Annotated in this window: 22 protein-coding genes; 11 read left to right on the forward strand and 11 right to left on the reverse strand. The window is 33.5% G+C overall.

Annotation, left to right across the window (positions count from 1 at the left end):
* Positions 1–36 precede the first annotated feature (36 nt).
* From atpB to atpG, 6 genes are all read left to right on the forward strand, one after another.
* Positions 37–1188 carry a F0F1 ATP synthase subunit A gene (gene atpB, locus FLAVO9AF_RS12080; RefSeq protein ID WP_159689025.1) on the forward strand — a complete coding sequence of 384 codons (1152 nt, stop codon included), beginning with the start codon at positions 37–39 and terminating at the stop codon, positions 1186–1188.
* Between the two features lie 96 nt (positions 1189–1284).
* Complete coding sequence (gene atpE, locus FLAVO9AF_RS12085; RefSeq protein ID WP_078212011.1) at positions 1285–1476, forward strand: ATP synthase F0 subunit C; 192 nt, start codon at positions 1285–1287, stop codon at positions 1474–1476.
* 88 nt (positions 1477–1564) lie between these two features.
* Positions 1565–2065 (forward strand): F0F1 ATP synthase subunit B, encoded by a 501-nt coding sequence (locus FLAVO9AF_RS12090; protein ID WP_159689028.1) that lies wholly within the window; start codon positions 1565–1567, stop codon positions 2063–2065.
* 2 nt (positions 2066–2067) lie between these two features.
* Positions 2068–2601 carry an ATP synthase F1 subunit delta gene (gene atpH, locus FLAVO9AF_RS12095; RefSeq protein ID WP_159689031.1) on the forward strand — a complete coding sequence of 178 codons (534 nt, stop codon included), beginning with the start codon at positions 2068–2070 and terminating at the stop codon, positions 2599–2601.
* A 38-nt stretch (positions 2602–2639) separates the two neighbouring features.
* On the forward strand, positions 2640–4217 hold the full coding sequence (gene atpA / locus FLAVO9AF_RS12100) for a F0F1 ATP synthase subunit alpha (RefSeq protein WP_159689034.1): 1578 nt from the start codon (positions 2640–2642) through the stop codon (positions 4215–4217).
* Between the two features lie 73 nt (positions 4218–4290).
* Positions 4291–5151 (forward strand): ATP synthase F1 subunit gamma, encoded by an 861-nt coding sequence (gene atpG, locus FLAVO9AF_RS12105; RefSeq protein ID WP_159689037.1) that lies wholly within the window; start codon positions 4291–4293, stop codon positions 5149–5151.
* A 57-nt stretch (positions 5152–5208) separates the two neighbouring features.
* On the opposite strand, the gene FLAVO9AF_RS12110 is transcribed toward atpG, so the two are convergent.
* From FLAVO9AF_RS12110 to FLAVO9AF_RS12145, 8 genes are all read right to left on the reverse strand, one after another.
* On the reverse strand, positions 5209–5478 hold the full coding sequence (locus FLAVO9AF_RS12110) for a hypothetical protein (RefSeq protein ID WP_159689041.1): 270 nt from the start codon (positions 5476–5478) through the stop codon (positions 5209–5211).
* 439 nt (positions 5479–5917) lie between these two features.
* The gene (locus tag FLAVO9AF_RS12115) at positions 5918–6130 is read right to left on the reverse strand and encodes a hypothetical protein (protein ID WP_159689046.1); all 213 of its coding nucleotides are present in this window, start codon (positions 6128–6130) and stop codon (positions 5918–5920) included.
* A gap of 3 nt (positions 6131–6133) precedes the next feature.
* The gene (locus FLAVO9AF_RS12120; RefSeq protein WP_159689049.1) at positions 6134–6301 is read right to left on the reverse strand and encodes a hypothetical protein; all 168 of its coding nucleotides are present in this window, start codon (positions 6299–6301) and stop codon (positions 6134–6136) included.
* Between the two features lie 318 nt (positions 6302–6619).
* Positions 6620–8770: a peptidase domain-containing ABC transporter gene (locus FLAVO9AF_RS12125; protein WP_159689053.1), complete on the reverse strand. Its 2151-nt coding sequence runs from the start codon at positions 8768–8770 to the stop codon at positions 6620–6622.
* A 77-nt stretch (positions 8771–8847) separates the two neighbouring features.
* The gene (locus FLAVO9AF_RS12130; protein WP_159689056.1) at positions 8848–9990 is read right to left on the reverse strand and encodes an HlyD family secretion protein; all 1143 of its coding nucleotides are present in this window, start codon (positions 9988–9990) and stop codon (positions 8848–8850) included.
* 4 nt (positions 9991–9994) lie between these two features.
* Positions 9995–10198, reverse strand: coding sequence for a hypothetical protein (locus tag FLAVO9AF_RS12135; protein ID WP_159689059.1), 204 nt, complete (start codon positions 10196–10198; stop codon positions 9995–9997).
* Between the two features lie 363 nt (positions 10199–10561).
* The gene (locus FLAVO9AF_RS12140; protein WP_159689062.1) at positions 10562–10729 is read right to left on the reverse strand and encodes a class IIb bacteriocin, lactobin A/cerein 7B family; all 168 of its coding nucleotides are present in this window, start codon (positions 10727–10729) and stop codon (positions 10562–10564) included.
* Between the two features lie 19 nt (positions 10730–10748).
* On the reverse strand, positions 10749–10922 hold the full coding sequence (locus tag FLAVO9AF_RS12145) for a class IIb bacteriocin, lactobin A/cerein 7B family (RefSeq protein WP_159689065.1): 174 nt from the start codon (positions 10920–10922) through the stop codon (positions 10749–10751).
* A gap of 420 nt (positions 10923–11342) precedes the next feature.
* On the opposite strand from FLAVO9AF_RS12145, the gene FLAVO9AF_RS12150 reads away from it, so the two are divergent.
* The 5 genes from FLAVO9AF_RS12150 to FLAVO9AF_RS12170 all read left to right on the forward strand — a co-directional run bounded on the left by FLAVO9AF_RS12150 (position 11343) and on the right by FLAVO9AF_RS12170 (position 18171).
* On the forward strand, positions 11343–13067 hold the full coding sequence (locus tag FLAVO9AF_RS12150; protein WP_159689070.1) for an AraC family transcriptional regulator: 1725 nt from the start codon (positions 11343–11345) through the stop codon (positions 13065–13067).
* 140 nt (positions 13068–13207) lie between these two features.
* On the forward strand, positions 13208–13423 hold the full coding sequence (locus tag FLAVO9AF_RS12155; protein WP_159689073.1) for a hypothetical protein: 216 nt from the start codon (positions 13208–13210) through the stop codon (positions 13421–13423).
* A 4-nt stretch (positions 13424–13427) separates the two neighbouring features.
* Complete coding sequence (locus tag FLAVO9AF_RS12160) at positions 13428–15125, forward strand: S8 family peptidase (protein ID WP_159689076.1); 1698 nt, start codon at positions 13428–13430, stop codon at positions 15123–15125.
* Positions 15125–17326, forward strand: a complete 2202-nt coding sequence (locus tag FLAVO9AF_RS12165; protein ID WP_159689080.1) for a lantibiotic dehydratase family protein — start codon at positions 15125–15127, stop codon at positions 17324–17326. Before FLAVO9AF_RS12160 ends, FLAVO9AF_RS12165 begins: the two co-directional genes overlap by 1 nt.
* Positions 17323–18171, forward strand: a complete 849-nt coding sequence (locus FLAVO9AF_RS12170) for a thiopeptide-type bacteriocin biosynthesis protein (protein ID WP_159689083.1) — start codon at positions 17323–17325, stop codon at positions 18169–18171. The genes FLAVO9AF_RS12165 and FLAVO9AF_RS12170 overlap by 4 nt, the downstream gene beginning before the upstream one ends.
* A 58-nt stretch (positions 18172–18229) precedes the next feature.
* On the opposite strand, the gene FLAVO9AF_RS12175 is transcribed toward FLAVO9AF_RS12170, so the two are convergent.
* The 3 genes from FLAVO9AF_RS12175 to FLAVO9AF_RS12185 all read right to left on the reverse strand — a co-directional run bounded on the left by FLAVO9AF_RS12175 (position 18230) and on the right by FLAVO9AF_RS12185 (position 21920).
* Positions 18230–19138: a hypothetical protein gene (locus tag FLAVO9AF_RS12175; protein WP_159689086.1), complete on the reverse strand. Its 909-nt coding sequence runs from the start codon at positions 19136–19138 to the stop codon at positions 18230–18232.
* A 158-nt stretch (positions 19139–19296) separates the two neighbouring features.
* On the reverse strand, positions 19297–20280 hold the full coding sequence (locus FLAVO9AF_RS12180) for a hypothetical protein (protein WP_159689089.1): 984 nt from the start codon (positions 20278–20280) through the stop codon (positions 19297–19299).
* Complete coding sequence (locus FLAVO9AF_RS12185) at positions 20274–21920, reverse strand: hypothetical protein (protein WP_159689092.1); 1647 nt, start codon at positions 21918–21920, stop codon at positions 20274–20276. Before FLAVO9AF_RS12185 ends, FLAVO9AF_RS12180 begins: the two co-directional genes overlap by 7 nt.
* Positions 21921–22158: the final 238 nt, after the last annotated feature.

A 22158-nucleotide genomic window follows, 5' to 3' on the forward strand; every position in this document is an offset into this window, starting at 1 on the left:
TTTCAGAAACGTAATAAATTAAGATAATTAACTGTTATGGTGATTTCAAACAAACCACTTCGATTTTTAGTAGCAATTTTAGTAGCCTGCCTTCCTTTATTTAGCACTGCAAACCCTGTGGTTGATAGTACTAAAGTAGAAGTGGTAGCAGAGGGTCATGAAGGAGCTGTAGCGCATGAAGGAGCTCACGCTGAACCAAAAGATGTTAAGACCGAAATCAAAGAATTCATCAATCACCACTTATTAGACTCGCATTCTTTTAATTTCAATGCCAATAAAGAAACAGGAGAGCACTACGGTTTTTCATTGCCAATTATTCTTTGGGATAATGGTTTGCAAGTATTCTCTTCAGCTGAATTTCACCACGGTCCTGTAGCCGATGTTGCAGAGCACAACGGAAACTTCTACAAATTACACCACGAAAAAATTTATAAAACCGATGCTAAAGGTACACTTACTGAAGCTCACGGTCATCCAACAAATGTTCAGCCATTAGATTTGTCAATTACTAAAAGTGTAGTTGGTATTTTGTTTGTGGCAATTTTAATGTTGGTATTGTTCTCAAGTTTAGCGAAATCATATGCTAAAAATGGAGGAATTGCCAAAGGAGCAGGACGTTTCTTTGAGCCATTAGTAATCTATGTAAGAGACGAGATTGCTATCCCAAACATTGGTGAGAAAGGGTACAAAAAATACATGAGTTATTTATTGACTATTTTCTTCTTCATCTTTTTCTTGAACATTTTAGGATTAACTCCATTTGGATTCAATGTAACAGGTAATATTGCGATTACTTTTTCATTAGCTATCTTGACGTATTTAATCACAACATTTACCGCTAACAAAAATTATTGGGCACACATTTTCTGGATGCCAGGAGTACCTACCCCAATGAAATTTATCTTAGCGCCTATCGAATTATTAGGAACAATCATTAAACCATTTTCATTGATGATACGTTTGTATGCTAACATTTTAGCAGGTCACGTAGTATTGATGAGTATCATTGGATTGATGTTTATTTTCAAAAGCTGGATTGGAAGTACTTTGTCATTCGGATTGGCATTTGCTCTTTCTATTCTAGAAATATTAGTAGCGTTTCTTCAAGCGTACATCTTCACTATGTTGTCTGCTCTTTATTTTGGAGCTGGTAACGAAGAACACCACCACGAAGAAGCACACCACTAAAAGTTAGAAATTAGAAGTGAGAAGTTAGAAATTTTCTAATCTCGAATTTCTAACCTCTAACCTCAAATTGAATGTTTAATTTTTAATATATATATTATGCAAATTCCAACTATTGTAGGAGCAGGATTAATTGTAATCGGAGCAGGTTTAGGTATTGGTAAAATTGGTGGTTCAGCAATGGACGCTATTGCTCGTCAACCAGAAGCTTCTGGAAAAATCCAAACAGCTATGCTTATTGCAGCTGCACTTATTGAAGGTATTGGTTTCGCTGCGTTGTTCGCATCTTAATTAAAGACTAAAAAAACAATAGTTACAACGGTTGGTTGTGACTATTGTTTTAAAATTAAAACATTAAAATTATATAATAGAGATAAAAATGGATAAGTTAATAAATGATTTTTCGTTTGGTTTGTTTATTTGGCAAATAGTAATATTTGTTGGATTGATTCTTTTGTTGAAAAAATTTGCATGGAAACCAATTCTTGATGCGGTAAACGAAAGAGAAGAAGGAATCAAAAATGCATTAGAATCTGCTGAAAATGCAAAGAAAGAAATGCAAGATTTGCAAGCAGACAACCAACGTATTTTACAAGAAGCGAGATTAGAGCGTGACAGTATGCTTAAAGAAGCTCGTGAAATGAAAGAAAAAATCGTTGCTGATGCCAAAAATGAAGCACAAGCTCAAGGTCAAAAAATGATCGAGCAAGCGAAAGCGGCAATCGAAAGTGAAAAAAATGCGGCTATGAATGAGTTGAAATTACAAGTTTCTACTTTGTCATTGAGTATTGCAGAAAAAGTATTAAAAGACGAATTATCTAACAAAGAAGCTCAAACTAAATTAGTTGAGAAAATGTTAGGAGACGTTAAATTGAACTAATCATGGCAGGTACAAGAGCAGCAATTCGATATTCGAAAGCAATTCTAGACATTGCCAATGCAAAGCAAGTAGCGGATGCAGTGAACAATGACATGAAGTTGATAGGTGATACTATTGCTTCTAATCTAGAATTAAGCACTTTCATTCAAAACCCAACATTAAAAGTAGAGGTTAAAGAACAAGCCCTTTTAGAAGTTTTTGCTTCTGCAAATGGTGTAACTAAAAGTTTATTTCATCTATTATTCGAAAACAAAAGATTCGAAATTCTAGAAGGTATTGCTTCAGAATACACTAAATTATTTGATATCATGAATGGTGTTGAAGTGGCACAAGTTACTACAGCAATTCCTATGGATGCTGCTTTAGAAGCTAAAGTGTTGGCTAAAATTGCCACTCTTTCTGATAAAAAGATTCAAATTGAAAATACAATAGACCCTGCTATCATTGGAGGTTTTATTTTAAGAATAGGTGACAAGCAATACAATGCTTCTGTTGCTAACAAATTGCAAGTTTTAAAAAGAGAATTAAATAACTAGTTTTATCACACATTTAAGTGTCTAAATTATAAAGTAAGATGGCGGAAATCAAACCTGCTGAAATTTCAGCAATATTAAAGAAGCAAGTTGAAAGTTTTGAATCTGGTGCTACACTAGAAGAAGTAGGAACAGTACTTAATGTTGGAGATGGTATTGCTCGTGTTTACGGGCTATCTAATGTTCAATATGGTGAGTTAGTTGAATTTGAAAATGGGTTAGAAGCAATCGTTTTGAACCTAGAAGAAGACAACGTAGGGGTGGTACTTTTAGGACCATCAACTGGAATCAAAGAAGGTTCTACTGCCAAAAGAACACAACGTATTGCTTCTCTTAAAACAGGAGAAGGAATGGTAGGACGTGTAGTAAACACTTTAGGTCAGCCAATTGATGGTAAAGGACCAATCACAGGTGAGTTATACGAAATGCCATTAGAAAGAAAAGCTCCTGGAGTTATCTTCCGTCAGCCAGTAACTGAACCATTACAAACAGGTGTAAAAGCAGTTGATGCTATGATTCCTGTAGGACGTGGACAACGTGAGTTGGTTATTGGTGACCGTCAAACTGGTAAATCAACAGTTTGTATCGATACTATCTTAAATCAAAAAGAATTTTACGATGCAGGTCAACCTGTATTCTGTATTTATGTAGCTATTGGTCAAAAAGCTTCTACTGTTGCTGGAATTGCAAAAATGTTAGAAGAAAAAGGAGCAATGGCTTATACAGTGATTGTTGCAGCTAATGCTTCTGACCCAGCGCCAATGCAAGTATATGCTCCTTTCGCAGGTGCTGCAATTGGTGAATATTTTAGAGATTCAGGTCGTCCAGCGTTAATCGTTTATGATGACTTATCTAAACAAGCGGTTGCTTACCGTGAGGTATCTCTTTTATTAAGAAGACCTCCAGGACGTGAGGCTTACCCAGGTGACGTTTTCTACCTACACTCTCGTTTGCTAGAAAGAGCTTGTAAAGTAATTGCTGATGACTCTATCGCTAAAAATATGAATGATTTACCAGATTCATTAAAAGGAATCGTTAAAGGTGGTGGTTCATTAACAGCTTTACCAATTATCGAAACACAAGCGGGTGACGTATCTGCGTATATCCCAACAAACGTAATTTCGATTACAGATGGTCAAATTTTCTTGGATGGAGATTTGTTTAACTCTGGGGTTCGTCCAGCGATTAACGTAGGTATCTCTGTATCTCGTGTGGGTGGTAACGCTCAAATTAAATCAATGAAAAAAGTAGCGGGTACTTTAAAATTAGACCAAGCTCAATTCCGTGAATTGGAAGCGTTTGCTAAATTCGGTTCTGATTTGGATGCAGTTACTTTAAACGTAATTGAAAAAGGAAAAAGAAACGTTGAAATCTTGAAACAAGGTTTGAATGATCCTTATACTGTTGAAGACCAGGTAGCAATTATTTATGCTGGTTCTAAAAACTTGTTGAGAAATGTTCCTGTAAATAAAGTGAAAGAATTCGAAAAAGATTTTATCGAGTACATGAACAATAAAAACAGAGCTACTCTTGATGCTCTTAAAGCTGGTAAATTTACAGATGAAATTACAGATGTAATTGAAGCAGCAGCAAAAGAAATTTCAGCAAAATATAACTAATCTAGTGAATAGTAATTAGTGATTAGTCAATAGCTAGTCACTAATTACTTATTACTATTTACTTAAAAATACAATGGCTAATTTAAAGGAAATCCGTAATAGAATTGTTTCCATTTCATCTACGATGCAAATTACATCGGCGATGAAAATGGTTTCTGCTGCAAAGTTGAAAAAAGCACAAGATGCCATCACTGCGATGCGTCCTTATGCTGAAAAACAAACGGAGTTACTACAAAACCTTTCTGCTACCTTAGACGGTGATGTAGGAGGTGAGTATACTACACAAAGAGAAATCAAAAAAGTGTTATTGGTAGCTATTACTTCTAACCGTGGTTTGTGTGGTGCTTTTAATTCTAACGTAATCAAGGAAGTTAAAGTACGTGCAGACTATTATGCAGGAAAACAAGTGGATGTTTTTGCTATTGGTAAAAAAGGAAATGACGTTTTGGGTAAAAGTTTTGCAGTAGTTGGTAACGAGAGTAAAGTTTTTGATGCCTTAAGTTTTGAGAACGTTGCAACAATTGCTGATAATTTAACACAACAATTTATTGCTGGTAATTATGACAGAATTGAATTGGTTTACAACCAATTTAAAAATGCTGCAACTCAAATCGTTCAAACGGAACAATTTTTACCTTTAGCACCAATTAAAGCTGATAAAGCGGTTACTCCTGGAGATTATATTTTTGAGCCTTCAAAAGAAGAAATCGTGTTGACTTTGATACCTAAATCATTGAAAACGCAATTATATAAAGGAATTAGAGATTCATTCGCTTCAGAACATGGCGCTCGTATGACTGCTATGCACAAAGCAACAGACAATGCTACAGAATTACGTGACCAATTGAAGTTAACTTATAACAAAGCCCGTCAAGCTGCAATTACAAGCGAAATCTTAGAAATCGTTGGTGGAGCAGAAGCTTTGAACGCTTAATCCGTTGTTCTATACATAAAAACAAAAAGAGCCAACAGACGTTGGCTCTTTTTGTTTTTAATATTTCTTATGATTCCACTTTAATACTTGTTGTTTTTGCTTTGGTTTTTCATTTATCGTAACCACCCTTTTTATTGCTAAAATAGAATCCAATTTTTTCTGGTCATAAATGACTAACCAAGAATAAGATTTTGATTTTTTATTTTCCCATAGAGAAGTTGCTATTTCTTCTTCTATGATGGGTAAGGCCATCTTTCCTTTTTTTTGTGAATAAGCTAAAGTAGAAAGTATGGAAAATAGTAGTAAAGAAAGTAATTTTTTATGCATTGTTAATTTTGGGTTAGTTTGTCTGTACTGTAACTAAAATTGTGCCAATGGCTTTTTTTTTAGTTTAAAACCGTAAGAATTAGATTTAAAATTTGGATAATCCATTCGTTTATAATTTTTAGAATAAGAGAAGTCATGTTTTTTTGGATTATTGTTTCTTCTTTTTGTAAGTATCATAAGTAGCTTTTGCTACTGAAAAGACTAGGATTAAGAGAATATGCTCTAAATCTAAGAGTTTGTATAGGGTATTTTTTTTATGGTCTCTAAAAATATTTAGTACAATAAAAAAAAAGACAATTAAGAGTATGTTTTGTATCGTTTGAGAGATAAAGTATTTCATTAGATGTATCTTTTAATTTTCAGTAAACTAGTTGTAACTGAAAAGATATACTTTTAAACAATTTTTTAGATTTTAGAATACTGAAGTCTGAATTCATATTTATTGATTGAGTTGTGTCATATCGTTGGTTCTCATTTTTAAATATATCTTTAAAAATACTACGGCAATGAACAATCTATAGCCTCTGTATACCCAAATATTTACTGGGAAAGAGAATAATTCGTAAGTGTCTTTGGTTTCAATTAAGGAATAAATGAAGTTTATGGTAAAGGTAATTCCAAAGAAAAAATAGAAGTTTTTGGGTAGTTTCATTTGTTAGTGATTGTTAGGTAGTGTACCCATTAGTCCAGCCATAAAATTGGCCCAATCAGAAATTATCTCTATTGCCGCTGCAATAAGCACTAAAAATGCAGTAAAAGTAGGTCCTTTAAGAGTTTTTACTTTTGTGCTATTTAGTTGACCTAAAAATTGTTTTAAATTCATTTTTCATTTTTTTTAATCCAGTTTTTTAAAAAAAGTTTCTCGAGAACTTTTGTGCTTGGTTTTTGGAGACCATAGCTTTATAAACTCCTTGCTCTGTTTTTTATAGGGTTACACGACAGCTGCATCAATCCCTCAGAGCAGTAACTATATTTTAATAAATTTTAATAGAAAAAACTTTTGCTTTTCTGAGTTCAAAATTAGTCTCACTATTGTAGTTGTGTAAACACTTGTTGTCGGAATTCAGGGAATTCGGATAGTAAATTCCTTGAATTCCGAGAACTAAATTTACTTTTTTGAATTTTCATCAAATTTTTAAGATTAAACCAAACCTTGTTTTTGCCATAAGTCAAAGTATTTGCCTTTTTGTTTTAGTAGTGTATTGTGGTTTCCATTTTCTACCACAGTTCCATTTTCTAAAACCAAAATAGTATCTGCATTAGCGATAGTACTTAAGCGATGTGCAATTACAATTACTGTTTTTCCTTGTGCTTTAAAATTGTTTATCACTTCTTTTACTACTTTTTCTGAATGGGTGTCTAAGGATGAAGTAGCTTCATCCATCAATAGAATTTCAGGATTTTTGTAAAGTGCTCTGGCTATTGCAATACGTTGTTTTTGGCCACCAGAAAGCATGGCTCCATTTTCTCCTATTTGTGTTTCAAAGCCATTGGGTAATTTCTCTACAAATTCAGTTATGGCTAATTGTTTGGATAAATCTAATACACGTTGAATATTAGGAAATGAATCTCCTAAAGCAATATTATCTATAATTGTTCCTGAAAACAAATTGAGTTGTTGAGGTATTACTCCAACTGCATTTCGTAAACTTTGGTAGTGAATAAATTGCGCGTCATAATCCCCAATGTAAATTTTACCTTCTTTTATGGGGTATAGATTTTGCAAAAGGGAAATTAACGTAGTTTTACCGCTTCCACTTTCGCCAACAATGGCTGTGGTTTCATTTTTTTTGAATATAGCATTAAAATTTTTAAAAACTTCTGTTCTGGAACCATATCTAAAACTTACGTTTTCAAATTTAATGTCTCCGATATTTTCCTTTTGTAATTCGACTTTGTTCTCAGTTTCTTCTCTTTCTAAATCCATAATTTCGAAAAGACGATCAGCAGCAATTAAAGCATTTTGAGCGGTTTTATTCATTCCAATCAAGGAAGCAACTGGAGAGGTGAAGTAGCCGATTAAGGCATAAAACGAAAACAATTCACCTGGTGTAATGGCTCTGTCAATTACATAACCAGAACCTATCCACATTAGAATTATAGTAAAGAGAGAAGCCAAAAACTGTGTAGAAGTTCCAGCAAAAATACTATTCAATCCAGATTTATAAGTAGTGAATAATAGCTTGACAAACTTGTTTTCTGTTTTTAAGTTAGAAAATTCTACTATGCCAAATTCCTTCACCGTTCTAACATGTGTAACACTTTCGACCAATTGAGTTTGTAATTCGGCCGCATTTTCCATGATGGTTCTTTCTACTTTTTTATTGAATTTATTTAGCAGAAAATAAATTAGAGCATAAAACGGAATCACTAATAAAATGACTAAAGCCAATTTCCAATAATACGTAAACATCAAAGTAAATGAGAACAGTACAATGAAAATATTGACGATCATCTCGATAGCTACTTCATTGATAAAAGAACGTATCTTAACAGCATCATTGATTCTTGAGGTTATTTCACCAATTTGCATGGTATCAAAAAAGCGTTGGGGTAGATGTAATAAATGTTTATAGTATCCTAGGATTAGTTTGGCATCGATTAATTGACCTGTTTTCATCACAAAAATTGTTTTTTTAGAGCCGATGTAAGCTTGTAAAACAATAATAACAATCATGGAAAAGCTTAACAAATTTAGTAGTTTTCGATTGCCTTCTACCAAAACATAATCTGTTATTTTTTGAATATAAATTGACATTGCTAATCCTAAAACCGTAAAAAGGATGGCACCCACCAAAGCCTGAATTAAAATGATTTTATGAGGTTGTACCAAATGCCAAAAGCGTCGTATAGGAGCTATTTTTTCGTTATAGGTTTTAAACTCGTCGTTAGGAGCAAAAAGCACTAATACGCCAGACCATATTTTTTGAAAAGCCTCAAAAGTATAGGTTTCCATTTTTCCAAAGGCGGGATCCATAACTTCTATTTTGTCTTTGCTTACGGAATAAATCACCACATAATGATGCAATTGTTCTTTGACCACTACGTGTGCTATTGAAGGAAGTGGAATTTTATCAATTGCATCTATGCCGCCTTTTACTCCTTTGGCGGTGAAGCCCATTTTATCAGCCGCTTCAATGATACCTAGTACGTTGGTACCGCGTTTATCTGTATTGGCGTACTGGCGAATTCGAGCTATTGGTAAATTAACCTTGTAATGATTGCCAATAGAAGCGAGACAAGCAGCACCGCAATCTTTAATATCATGTTGTTTTATTTTTATAGAAGCCATTATAAGAGTATAGATGATAGAAAAAAGACTTTAGACTTTTCTCAAAAAGGAAAGTTATTTTATAAAATTTTACTAGTTTAAGATCTTGATGCCATTTGTTTAGGGTTGAGCCAATCATCCATCTTGTCAAATAGTAAATCATACAAACTGCGTCGGGCAATGGTGTATCTCGTGGTCAACGTCATTCCTTTGGACACTTTGGTTTTGTAACCCGAGTCTAAACGCATTTCTGTGGTATTCATTATAGAACGTACTTTAAAAAAAGCTTGTTCCCCTTGAATCGTAATGTTACGATCAATATCGATTACTTTTCCTTCCAGTAAACCCCATTGATTGTAATTGAAGGCATCTATTTGGAATTTCACCGCTTGATTTTTCTTAATCAATCCTATGTCATTTGGAGAAATAGTACTTTCAACTATCAACCTATCTGTGGCAGAAATGTTAGCAATAGGTTGTGAAGCATTAATAAAGGACCCTACTTGAAGTCCTGAAAAACTTTCTATAGTACCTGATATAGGCGCTACAACTACATAATTGTTCTCTTCAATTTTAATTTTCGAAATGCTCCCTTGAATATTCTTCAATCGTTCTTCTAATTCTCTTTTTTGAGTTTCCCAACTGGCTTTTTGTTGGCTTATAAAACTTCGCAGGGCTTGATTAGCAAAACGCAACTCATACAATTGTTTTTCATATTCTGCTGTGGCAATGATACCTTTGTCGAAAAGTGTTTTGCTACGATTGTAGTTGATTTGTGCCTGCGAAACTTTGGATTGCAACTCGTCTTTTTGGGACTGAAATTTGTAGAAATCCTCTCTAGCAGCAGCTGTTTTTAGATTGGATGTTTTACCTCTCAAAACAGCGGTTACATCTTCATGCAGTGCTATAAGCGTGCTTGATAATTCGCTTTGCGTGGTTTTTTCGGTGGTTAAACCGTCTTTTACGATTTTGATAAGCGTGTCGCCTTTGTTGACTACCGCATTATTTTTGAGTGCCAACCAACGTATACGACCGCTCACAATGGCGGTAACTGGCACATTATCTGTTTTAGAACGAATAATACCGCGACTCTGACTGCTAATGTCTATTTTGATAACAGGAAGCAACGCTATAAAAACCAATACAGCCATCACTATTACTAAGTAAATAGAAAGGCTTTTGGTTTTGTTTTTGGCGATAAGATTTTCTAAGGTATTGATGGGGTCCGAACTGAAGTTCATGAGTTTAATTTTTTGCAGCGCTAGCTCTCTTACTTAAATATATTTTGATAAATACCATTGCAATCAATAACCGATAACCTCTATAAATCCAAATATTTACTGGGACAGAGAATAATTCATAACTGTCTTTGGTCTCAAAAAAGGAATAAATAAAGTTGATAGTAAAGGCAATTCCAAAGAATAAATAAAAGTTTTTGGAAAGATTCATTATTTTGAGTTTAAAGTTTTCTGATGGTTAGTTTTAAATTAAAAAATAATTCTTACTAAATCGAGAGATGTCGGAAAGTAGAGAGTGGTTTTTATTATGGTTAAAAACGCAATTGTAAATTTCACAAAACTAAAATATCAAGTAGTTAATTATGGGTAAAATTATAATAAGCCTCACCAATGGCGTGGCCTAAAAAATAGATAAAGAAAAAAAAACCAATTATCAGAATAATAGTCATACTAGTTGTATCATTTATGTCTTTGAAAAATTTCATAATTTTATTTTTTTAGTTAATTGTGACAATCTGAAATAAACTTTAATTTCAGATTGTCATTAAATTTAATATTATTAACAAGCAGAATATTACTTACTATGAGTATAATGGTAATAAGCTTCACCAACTGCATGGCCTGCTCCATAAAGCGCTCCAGCGATTGCTATCCCTGCCAAAACAAATTGCAAGAATCCACCTTCAATATTGATTAGTTCTTTATTCTCTAATTCTTCTATATTATAATTAGTAATTTCCATAATTGTTTTTGTTTAGTTATTATTTTGCTGCTGAATGATACCCGTTGTAAGCACCCAAAGCAAAGATTCCACCTGCTACTGCAATTAAAGCTAAGCCGCCCACTGCTGCTGCTGCAAGTCCCCAGTATCCACCCTCAACTTCTTGTACTTCTTGAGCATTCAGCTCTACTAAATTCAAATTATTTAAATTCATTTTTTTACGTTTTTAAAATTACACATTTCATTTTAATAAAAAGTTTCTCGAGAACTTTTAGGCTTGTTTTTTGGGAGACCATAGCTTTATAAACTCCTTGCTCTGTTTTTTATAGGGTTACAGTACAGCTGAAGTATTCCCTCATAGTAGCTACTATAGATTTTGAAAAGCAAAGGGCTTTGCGTGACGTCTTACTACAAAACCGTTTCACTTTCCTGAGGTCAAAACTAGGGCAGTAATTGTTGTTGTGCAAACAGTTGTTCTCGGAATTCGCGGAATTCCGTGTCGTAATTCCGCGAATTCCGAGAATGTTGTTTTTTAATTAATTGGTATAGAGTAATTTAAATAAAAGTTAAAAAACGTAGTTTTTTACTACTAATTTAGATACGTTACCCTATTTTTGCGCAAAACCCTACTATAATGACTAACCTACAATCGATTAAACTAGTGCTTTTGGTACTGTGTCCGTTTTTTTTATGGTCGCAAACGGTTACAACAACATCTTCATTGTCCTATAATACAATTGACGATAATTATTTTAAAGACGAGGGAAATGTAAAAAAGCAATTGGCATGGGCTAAAGTCTATCTTGACAAAGCTAAAAAAGATAATAAGGGAATTCGAAAAGCGAGAGGGTATTACTTGTATGCTATTCTTTATTATGCAGATCAACCGCTCAAAGCCATTCAATATCTAGATAGTGTTATCAAATACTCCAAAATAGACCCTAATAAATTCTTTCCTGCTGCGGCTTATTGCGAAAAAGCAGGTCTGTTGGTAGACCTACGTAAGTTTGATGAAGCACTAGTTAATTTTAACTTGGCTGAACAAGTCGCTTTAAAAACTAATATTGATTATTATTATGTGGTTCGGGACTATATTGGGACCACGAAATCCGAAGAAATGGGGGAAGTGGAGGAAGCGTTACAACTGTATCACGAAAACTATAAATATTACAAAACTAAAGATTATCGAGGGAATTATTATTCCTATTGGTTTCAAAACACCATATTTGGATTGGCAGATTGTCATAAGTCTTTGAAGCAAACAGACTCTACTACGTTTTATAATAATTTAGGCTACAAAGAAGCAACGATTACTAAAAACAAACGATATCAGCTGATGTTTACTTTGAATGAAGGGGCCAATCAAGTCGATAAAAGAAATTTTAGAGCTGCTTTAGACAGTATCAAAAAAGCATTACCAGGTTTAATAAAAGTAAAAAATACAGGAAATGTTTTAGCTTCGTATTTTTATTTAGGCAGATCTTATGCAGGTTTAGGGGATAAATTATTGGCGGTTCAAAATTTTATAAAAGTGGATTCCATGTACCGCATTAGAAAAAAAATTACTCCAGAATTTGTAGGCGGCTATGCCTTTTTGATTGAGTATTATAAACAAATCGGGGATAAAGAGAAGCAGTTGAAATATTTAACCACATATATGGAAATCGATAGTGTGTTACAAAAAAATTACAAACACTTGAATAAAGTGTTGCGCACGGAATACGATACGCCTCATTTGTTTGCTGAAAAAGAAGCTTTAATACAATCTTTACAGAAAAAGCAGTCCGTTTCTTCTGCAGGAATTTTAGTATTAGGAATTTTAGTGTTAGGCGTTGGTGGTTTTGGAGGCTATCAGTTTTATTTAAAAAAACAATACCGCAAACGATTTGAAGCGATTATTCATCCCGTTTCACCCGATGTTCTAGCTTCAAGAACTATAAAAAATGAAGATAGTTCTTTAGAAGAAAATAAACCACAAGAATCATTTGGTATAGCAGCAGAAGTTGTGAAGCAATTATTAGAGAAGTTAGCTGACTTCGAACGTACTAAAGGATATTTAGAGCATACAATTACTATCCAAAAAGTAGCCTTACAATTGAATACCAATACTAAATATTTGTCTAAGGTCATTAATGAACAAAAAGGAAAAACCTTTGTGCAATATATAAACGATTTGAGAATTATGTATGCGGTAGATCAATTACAAGCACAATCTATTTTGCAAAATTACACTATGCCTTCCTTGGCGAAGGAGTTTGGATTCAATTCTGCGGAAGCATTTTCTGCAGCTTTTTATAAAAAACACAAGATAAAACCTACTTTTTTCATAAAGGAATTAGGAAACGAAAAACAATCATAACTATTTTGTTTTGAGTTAATTATGTTTTTTGTGGCTATCGGAATTCCGCGAATTCCGACAATAACTTTTAATTTTTTTTAGCTATTATCAGGGCAACCTTATACTTTTGGGATTAAAATAGTAACCAAATTTATTATCACATGAAAACAGAAAAAAAACAAGCAAAAACGCATCCAAAGTTTAATTTAGAAAAAATGAAAGTAGCCCAATTAGATAATTTGTATCTGATAAATGGCGGTGATAGTTATGGATTTGATAAAGGAGATGATCCCGGTACAGTTACAGATAAAGATAAAGGGACTTCATCAAAAGATTGCGGTGGTGGTGGTTCAAACTCTCCAATTAAATATCTATAAAAATATGCGATTTTTTGTTTTTTTATTAATGGTTGTTTTTTTTACTAATTGTAAGGTTAAGCACCTTAATAAGAGAGAACACAAATCTGAATTTGAAGTAAATAAAATACAGCAGTCTAGTGTAAAACTTTGGCATCAAAAAGATAATCAACAAGATACGATTCCCGGAATTTCGTTAGATAAATGGTATAGTCTAGATAAAAAAAAGCCAAAAAATAAGAATATAGTGGTTGCGGTTATTGATACTCAAATCGATTTAAAACATGAAGATTTGTTAGGCCAAATCTGGAATAATACAAAAGAAGTTGCAAATAATGGTATTGACGATGACAACAATGGCTATACAGATGATAGTAATGGTTGGAACTTTATAGGAACAAAAGGAGGGAGCATCGTATGGTCTAATTTTGAATATGTTCGTATTGTAAGAGAATATGAAAAGCAATTCAAAAATAGTAAGGAATCAGAAATATTGAATAGAGATTTAAATAATTATAAAGAGTTTATTAGGGCATTTAACTTACAAAATCAACAAAAAAAGTTTTATGGGAATTGGTTAAAATCATTAAAATATAAAACTGCGAAGTTTCCAATTGCTAAAGACAGCCTTAAAAAGTATTTTCCAAAAGAGAATTACACCTATCAGCAATTGGATAGTATGTATAAAAAACATAAAATTAATGATAAGTCATACATACAGAGAAGAGATGATAATGATAGCGATTTTGGGGCATTAATTGAAGTTTTGATGTCTGCATTAGAGGTAAACCAAAATAGCTTGAGTGATATAAAAAACTTGGAAGAAGAGATAGATTCTATTGTAAATAGAAATTTAAATATGTCGTATAACGAGAGGCACTTTTTTGACTTGAATGAACACCTTTTTAAGAAGGGATATGGAAATAACAATGTGAGTTCTAATTTATCAGGGATAACCATTAATAATCATAGTACTAGAGTTTCAGGTATAATAGCCGCCAATCGATTTAATGGAATTGGCGTTAAAGGAATAACGAGTAATGTTAAGATAATGCCTTTGAGTATTTCACCATCGGGAGATGAACACGATAAGGATATTGCTTTAGCTATACGTTATGCAGTAGATAATGGAGCTAAAATTATTAATATGTCATTTGGAAAAGAATTTTCATTGCATAAAAAATGGGTAATAGATGCTTATAAATATGCAGAAAAGAATGATGTTTTATTGGTACATAGTTCAGGAAATAATAGTTTTAATGTAGATGAAAACCCCTATTATCCAAATGATGTTGATTATGAAAATCCAAATGAAGTCGTAGAGAATTTTATTAATGTAGGAGCTACTACTGCAAAAGCAGACAGTACGTTTGTAGCCTCTTTTTCAAATTATGGGAAAAAGAATGTAGATTTATTTGCACCCGGAGCAAAGATTTATACCACTGCATCGAATAATACTTATGGGTTTGAATCAGGTACTTCATTCTCTGCACCTATGGTTTCTGGTACAGCTGCTTTGATTTGGTCGTATTATCCAAAACTTACTGCTAAGCAAGTCAAGGAGATTATTCTAGAATCGGGAACGGCGTATGATATTGAGGTTTTGGTCCCTGGTGGTCAAGGTAAGAAAGCCAAATTTTCTGAACTCTCTAAATCAGGAAAAGTATTAAATGTCTATAACGCGATGCAACTCGCTGAAAAAGTGAGTAAAAAGAAACGATAATGCACCACTATCAAATTCGTCCTTTTTTTTCACATGTTTTGAGAACTCCTTTGTTACCGCTTTCTTTTTATACTAAAATAATGGAAAAGGAAGCGGTAATTACCGTGTTTGACCTTCTACAAGATCCCTTAGTATACGAGGCGCTCCAATTGGCTTCTCCTGAACTAGTTGTAATGGTAGAAAAATATTGGGAAAATCCCCAATCCTTCTCTAATAAAAAGGCAACTGCTTTGGCTTTTAGTGTCTTGAAATATGGTGCTAGGATGGCGTCTCGTAGTACTCCATTTGGGTTATTTGCGGGTTGCACTGTTGGAGAAAGAGGCCAAACCACCAATATAGTGATGGACCATAAGGAGCTATTCAAACGTCATACACAATTAGATATGCAATTTTGGATTGCGTTGTTACAAGAATTGGCGAAGCAAGAAGAAGTCAAGAACACTTTGAGTTACAGACCCAATACAAGCCTTTATGAAGTGGGGTCTTTTTACCGATATGTGGAGTATCGTTATAAGGGAACCAAAAGGGAACACAGTATTGCAGCACTAAGAAAAACAGATCTTTTAACGCTAGTGTATCAAAAATCAAAACAAGGAATTACGATTGAAGCCTTAATTGAACTTCTTGTAGATGATGCATCAGAGTGGGAAGATGCTAGATTCTTTGTAAATCAATTGATTGATTTTCAGTTTTTAGTGAGCGATTTGGACGGTGCTTTAACCACAGAAAAAGAATGGGATAGAATACATACGATACTAGAGCGTGTTCCAAATTTTGAAAAAACAACAACTTTTTTCCAAAGGCTTAAACACCAAATAGAAAGTTTAGACGATACACTTGTTCCTTCAATTACTACTTATACTACTATAAAAAATGTACTGACGGAAGCCAATGTGACTTTTGATGAAAAGTATCTTTTTCAAACAGATTTGACGACTTCGGCTAGTATAAACACAATACATCCAAAAGTATATCGTCAAACGCTCGAAGCTTTGGCGTTTCTTAATGGCATACAAAAAAAGCATAAAAGTCAAACACTAGAAGGATTCATAAAATCATTTTTACGTCGTTATGAGGGAAAGGAAATGCCGTTGGCTTTGGTCCTAGATACCGAAATTGGGTTAGGTTATCCAGTATCGAATCAGCGAAATGATACACACGAGCTTTTGGAATCCTTTCATTTTACAAATAAAAACAAAACTGAAATCCAAACGTGGTCTGCGTATGATCGAATATTGGAGCAAAAATTGCAAACGAGTGTGCAACAAAAGCAAACCTTCTTAGAACTCACAGAAAAAGATTTTCCTGATTTTGATTGCAATTGGAAAGAGGCGCCTACTACTTTTTCAGTGATGATTGAATTGTTAAAGGAGGATGTAGTGGTTTTGGAATCTTCTGGTAATGTGAGTGCAGCGAAGATACTGGGTCGTTTTTGTAATGGAAATGAAGCTATCGCTACTTTGACAACAGAAATTGTGGCTAAGGAACAAGCGTATGATTCGAATCAAATTAAAGCAGAGGTCGTTCATATTCCAGAATCAAGAACCGGAAATATTTTAAAAAGACCGCCTTTGCGTCTTTATGAAATTCCATATTTGTCACATTCAGGTGTAAGCGAAGCGTATCAGATTGGTCTTGATGATTTGATGGTATCGATTCAAAACAATACCGTTATTTTGCGCTCGAAAAAACATAATAAAACAGTAATACCTTGTTTATCGAATGCGCACAACTATGCTAGTAAATCCTTACCCTTGTATCATTTCTTGTGTGATTTGCATGGTCAAAATGATAAACCTATTTATAGTTTTGATTGGGGCGTACTCCTTTCTCATTATTCTTATTTTCCTAGGGTCGTTTATAAAAAGGTAATACTTAGTAAAGCTAAATGGGTAGTTACTGCCGATGAAATTTCCTTTTTAACACAGCAACCTGAAGCTGTTTTTTTTGAGGTATTTACAAAATGGAAAAAGGAAAGACAGTTACCAAGATGGGTGAATTGGATACAATTTGATAATACCTTGCTATTAGATTTTGATAAAGAGCTAGGTGCAAAATTATTGATTAATGCGGTAAAAAAACAACCCCAAATTATATTGGAAGAGTTTCTGTTTATGGAGAATGCAGCGGTTAGTAATGCAGCAGAAGAAAGGTATACCAATCAGATTATTTTATCCTTTTATAAAGAAAAAGTAACATGAAAAGGGAGTTTTGCTTAGGCAGTGAATGGTTGTATTATAAAATTTATACTGGTGTACAAACAGCGGACTTACTTTTATTGCAAGAATTTGCTCCTGTAATTGAACAGTTAAAAGCTCAAAAGGTAATCGAAAAATGGTTTTTTATTCGGTATAACGACCCTGATTCGCATCTTCGTCTTCGCTTTTTGGTGACTCAGCCAGAAGCAATAGCTACCATTATAAGTGCCTTCCATCCTGTTTTTGAGGCGTTGATGGTGAGCCATTTAGTTTGGAAAGTACAAACGGATACCTATCAACGGGAATTGGAGCGGTACGGAGAAAGTACTATGGTGGATTCGGAGACTTTGTTTGGGTATCATAGTGAGTTGATAGTAGCGTATTTAAAGCACAAACCCAATTTTGAGGTAGCAACACAACTGTTGTTTGGGCTGTTTACAATTCATCTTTTTTTAGAAAGTTTTCAGTTGTCCATAGCTGAAAAACACGAACTGATGCGCCAGTTGCAATTGAATTTCAAAAAAGAATTTAATGCCGATGCAGTAACAAATAAGGAGCTAGATAAACAATACCGTAACCGTGAAGTAGCAATTACAGGCTTGCTATTAGGCAAAACAGACGCGCCATTTGGAGTGCTAACTCCTTTCATAGCAACTAAAATGACAGCAACTGCTTTGTTAAGCTCCAAGATAAAGATTCAGTTGGAGATTCCTCTTTTTGATTTTTTAAGCAGTCATATCCACATGATGGTTAATCGACAGTTTACGTCACGCCAACGGCAATACGAGCTCCTGATATACGACCATTTGTATCGATTTTATAAAACTCAGGAGATGAAAAATGATTAAAAAAAAGGGCTTGATTTTTAGAATCAACCCCTTTTTATTTATAATACAATAGATTTTTTTAATTGAATCCTGTTACTTCAAACTTACCCTTGGTTATAGTGTGTATTAAAACTCCATTGTCATAAACCTTTAGATTCATTTCGCCTTTTGTTACTTTTTGCCCATTTATGATAACGTGTTCAAGTATTGTGTAGCTACCAGCAGTTTGATATTTTTTCCAGTCAATATCTCTACTATAAGTTCCTGAATCGCTGGCCCTAATTATACCTATATATTGTTCTAAATCGATTCTGTTTTCTGCGCTATTTTCGTTAAAAGGATACACCCCCTTGTCCAAATTCCATAAATCGTTTTTCGATTTTATCAAAATCCTATACCCATTGTTGGAATAATAACGAAAAATATAGCTATTAGTGCTGATATTGGGATTAAAACTTGCGTTTATTTTGGTTGTAACAAATTTTAATTCAGGAATTTCAAAGGTCAAATCAGGAATAAAGATAGAACACTCTTCAGTTTTGATGTTATTAGTATTAACGGTTCCCTTAATTTTTAATTTTTCTTTAGGGGTATCCATATCTTGGATCCCGTTAATTGTTTTTATCAGCTCACCATTAAAATCGAAAAATATAGACTTTTTTATATCATCATATTTAAAATTCGTTATAGCCATTAATCGTAGAGGATTAAAATCGGGAGTTCGATAAAAACTACTACTTCTTCTGAAATCCAATAAACTGATATGTTTCAATTCACCTTTTTTTGATAGAATGAAACTCATCATAAAATGATTCTCAGGTTTATCATAGATAAAGTCAATGAATAAATCGTTACAATTTTCAACTATCAAAAAATCATTGTTTATAAGTTGAAATTGTTTATTGTCTATTAAAACATCAACAGATTGATTTACTACAATTGCATCTTCGTCATCAGTACAGGAAAATAATAATAGAAATATAAACAATGGAATTGTCTTGATTAAAAACCTCTCGAAGTATCTACTTTGAGAGGGTATTGTGTTTTTTGTTACCATTGTACACGTATGGGGCTTATCTCAAATTCTATTCTTCCAGTTGCGTAAGTTTTTGGGGAAGAATATTTCATTAGTTTTTGCAAAAAGAATTAGAAGCTACTACCTTCAAAGGTACCGTTAACTATAGTATGAATTAATGCACCATTGTCATACACTTGTAGATTCATTACGCCTTTGGTTACTTTTATTCCGTTTACTATTTTATGCTCCTGAATGGTATAACTACCTGCTGTCTGGTATTTTTTCCAATCATTCTCGTCATAATCAAAAGTTTGTGTTGCTCTCAATTGGCCTATGTAATATTGAAAGTCTATTCTGTTCTCAACTGTATTTTGATCAAAATTGTAGATCTTGCCTTTTTCCAAACTCCAAAAATCGTCTTTTAGTTTAAAAAACATTCTATAACCGTTGTTAGAATAAAAACGATGTATATAAGGATTACTACTTAAACTAGGGTCATGTGTTGCATTGGCTCTAGTGCCAATAAAGGTTAGAGAAGGCGTTTCAAATTGAGCAGTAGGCAAAAAAGTATTACATTTGTAGTTATCAAGATTCGTAATCGTAACCACGCCTTGAATGTACCTTCGAGGGAAAGTTTTATTTGAATCACTAGGATTATATTGAACTTGAATTACTTCGCCACTATATTCAAAATGCACGTAGTTTGTAGCTTCGTCATATTTAAAATTTGTAATTTTTAGTAATGCAACAGGGTTAAAATCTGCTGTTTCAAACCTATTGTCACCTCCCCTGATAGCAAAATCTACAAGTGTTGCTTTATGTAATGCTCCGTTTTTTAGTATATCAAAATTAATAAAAAACCATCCATCAGGCTGATCGTAACCAAATCCGATGGAAAGTCTTTCACAATCTTTTATTGCACCAACCGATTTATTGATTACTTTGTAATTTTTATCTCCTAGTTGTATTGTAAACAATCGGTCTGTTGGAGCTTCAACTGCATCATCGTTGCAGGAAGCTATAAAAAAGGAAGCAAATACTAAAACTATTTTTAAAAGCCCCTTCCCAAAGCTATCGCTTTGAGAAGGGATTAAGTTTGTTTTTTTTACCATTGTACACGTATTGGTATTACACTAAACTCAACACGTCCAGTTGTGTAGGTTCGTGGAATTAATGCTCCAGTAGTCGGATTTTTATTTACAGCGTTATTATAAAATGAAATTATTGAACTCCCTAAAGGATTACTCGATGTTGTAAATTCTAAATTGTATGTATTTGTTTTTGTTACTTCTTTAGAAACGCCCCATTTTAGTCCCACTTTAATAATTTCAAAAATACTTCCTGACATTTCACCATTGACATTTACAGCTATTTTAGTATCTACAGATTCGCCTATTTTTTGTAGCACAGTTGCATCAAATTCTTCAAATTTAAATTCCCAATCAGCACCGTATATTGAAAGATCCCACGGATAAATTTCCACTTTCTGACCATATTTTGGGTCACGAAAATTTACTTCTTTGGTGGTAACAATTTCAGTTCTGAACCAAGTTTTTTTAGAAGGCCATGATCCTCTTGTAAATTTGGTATGAGTCATTACAAATAAATCGTCAGGTTTAAAACCGAAGCTTTTGATTTTAGCTTCTCCTGCTGCATTAGGTTTAGATCCAAGGTAACAATATACATTAAATTCAAAAGCTCCGTCAGTCCATCCCGACCCACCTAATCTGTACTCATTATTTTGCTGTGGATCAATTTCACCTGGCGTACTATTCACTGAAATATAGTTGAAAGCGACCTTAGGATCACCTTGTAACTTAAATGTTGCAATATGTTCTGAATAATTTCTATTTAGTGGCCCTTGCAGTACTCCTTGTTTTAATCCGTGATAAATGTAGTCCCTTTGCCAACCATCATTACCGTTCCAAATAGAATATGCGTCAACTAATAATGGGTCAGATATGTTTGTATAATTTATTATTGGAGTGGGCACCCAGTTAGCATCAGGATCAAAATTATCATCAATATACTCAAAATCTTCGAAACCAACTGTGGCTAGTTTTGCTGTTTTATTGTTACTGTTTTTTTTCACTCTTACTCTTTCATTTTCTTTAATTACAATAATAGGAAATCCTGGCGTTAATTCAGCCTCAATCACGTAATTATTCCCATCTTTGCCAATTACAGGAACGTCATTTGTGGTATTTAAACGAAGGGCTACATCTGGAACCTGATTTTCATCATTAACATCCCATGTTTCCGCTGAGAAGGTGCCTAGCGGCAAATCTGGGACAAAGATGGTTAATAGCGGTATTTTTTGTTCAATTTCAAGTAACTCTGCTTCATTTTTAAAAAAGGGAAGTAGTGCTTGTCTAAAAGTAGTGGCTTGAGAAGATTTGCTAAGAATGCTTTTGTCAATCTTTCCATTATTTTTTCCGTTATAATCTATTGGAGTGAGGCTTTTTTTTTTGACCAATTGGTACATTACATCATAATCCTTGTCAAATTGTTTTAGGGCTTCTTCTTTTACGAGTCTGCGTAAATCTTTATTCGCTACTAATGCATTAGCAAGTGATTCAGCAAATTTCATTTTTAATTGACCATTTTCGTCCATTTTTATTGATGAAAAAGGAATTTCTTTGTTTATTGTATTTTGTGTTTGCGGTGTTGTAGGTTCTTCACTACTACAGCTACTGGTAAGAATGGCTATACAAGTTAACCATGCTAATGGTTTTATTAAGGTTTTTTTCATGTTTTTGCGTTTGTATTATTAATTTTTGAATTGATTTTGTTTGAGAATTAGTATCTCAAAAATTGTAGCTACTATGTTTTTGAAAAGCAAAGCACTTTGTGTAACGTCTTACTAAAAACGGTTTCACTTTCCTGAACTCAAAACTAGGGGACTAATTGTTGTTGTGCAAACAGTTGTTGTCGGAATTCGCGGAATTCCGTGTCGTAATTCCGCGAATTCCGAGAATTGTATTTTTTAA

It is taken from the genome of Flavobacterium sp. 9R (assembly GCF_902506345.1).
GTDB lineage: Bacteria > Bacteroidota > Bacteroidia > Flavobacteriales > Flavobacteriaceae > Flavobacterium.

Excerpts from the sequence above, each read along its gene's own strand:
- atpB (WP_159689025.1), top strand. The coding sequence starts at position 37 with ATGGTGATTTCAAACAAACCACTTCGATTTTTAGTAGCAATTTTAGTA.
- atpE (WP_078212011.1), top strand. The coding sequence starts at position 1,285 with ATGCAAATTCCAACTATTGTAGGAGCAGGATTAATTGTAATCGGAGCA.
- FLAVO9AF_RS12090 (WP_159689028.1), top strand. The coding sequence starts at position 1,565 with ATGGATAAGTTAATAAATGATTTTTCGTTTGGTTTGTTTATTTGGCAA.
- atpH (WP_159689031.1), top strand. The coding sequence starts at position 2,068 with ATGGCAGGTACAAGAGCAGCAATTCGATATTCGAAAGCAATTCTAGAC.
- atpA (WP_159689034.1), top strand. The coding sequence starts at position 2,640 with ATGGCGGAAATCAAACCTGCTGAAATTTCAGCAATATTAAAGAAGCAA.
- atpG (WP_159689037.1), top strand. The coding sequence starts at position 4,291 with ATGGCTAATTTAAAGGAAATCCGTAATAGAATTGTTTCCATTTCATCT.
- FLAVO9AF_RS12110 (WP_159689041.1), bottom strand. The coding sequence starts at position 5,478 with ATGCATAAAAAATTACTTTCTTTACTACTATTTTCCATACTTTCTACT.
- FLAVO9AF_RS12115 (WP_159689046.1), bottom strand. The coding sequence starts at position 6,130 with ATGAAACTACCCAAAAACTTCTATTTTTTCTTTGGAATTACCTTTACC.
- FLAVO9AF_RS12120 (WP_159689049.1), bottom strand. The coding sequence starts at position 6,301 with ATGAATTTAAAACAATTTTTAGGTCAACTAAATAGCACAAAAGTAAAA.
- FLAVO9AF_RS12125 (WP_159689053.1), bottom strand. The coding sequence starts at position 8,770 with ATGGCTTCTATAAAAATAAAACAACATGATATTAAAGATTGCGGTGCT.
- FLAVO9AF_RS12130 (WP_159689056.1), bottom strand. The coding sequence starts at position 9,990 with ATGAACTTCAGTTCGGACCCCATCAATACCTTAGAAAATCTTATCGCC.
- FLAVO9AF_RS12135 (WP_159689059.1), bottom strand. The coding sequence starts at position 10,198 with ATGAATCTTTCCAAAAACTTTTATTTATTCTTTGGAATTGCCTTTACT.
- FLAVO9AF_RS12140 (WP_159689062.1), bottom strand. The coding sequence starts at position 10,729 with ATGGAAATTACTAATTATAATATAGAAGAATTAGAGAATAAAGAACTA.
- FLAVO9AF_RS12145 (WP_159689065.1), bottom strand. The coding sequence starts at position 10,922 with ATGAATTTAAATAATTTGAATTTAGTAGAGCTGAATGCTCAAGAAGTA.
- FLAVO9AF_RS12150 (WP_159689070.1), top strand. The coding sequence starts at position 11,343 with ATGACTAACCTACAATCGATTAAACTAGTGCTTTTGGTACTGTGTCCG.
- FLAVO9AF_RS12155 (WP_159689073.1), top strand. The coding sequence starts at position 13,208 with ATGAAAACAGAAAAAAAACAAGCAAAAACGCATCCAAAGTTTAATTTA.
- FLAVO9AF_RS12160 (WP_159689076.1), top strand. The coding sequence starts at position 13,428 with ATGCGATTTTTTGTTTTTTTATTAATGGTTGTTTTTTTTACTAATTGT.
- FLAVO9AF_RS12165 (WP_159689080.1), top strand. The coding sequence starts at position 15,125 with ATGCACCACTATCAAATTCGTCCTTTTTTTTCACATGTTTTGAGAACT.
- FLAVO9AF_RS12170 (WP_159689083.1), top strand. The coding sequence starts at position 17,323 with ATGAAAAGGGAGTTTTGCTTAGGCAGTGAATGGTTGTATTATAAAATT.
- FLAVO9AF_RS12180 (WP_159689089.1), bottom strand. The coding sequence starts at position 20,280 with ATGGTAAAAAAAACAAACTTAATCCCTTCTCAAAGCGATAGCTTTGGG.
- FLAVO9AF_RS12185 (WP_159689092.1), bottom strand. The coding sequence starts at position 21,920 with ATGAAAAAAACCTTAATAAAACCATTAGCATGGTTAACTTGTATAGCC.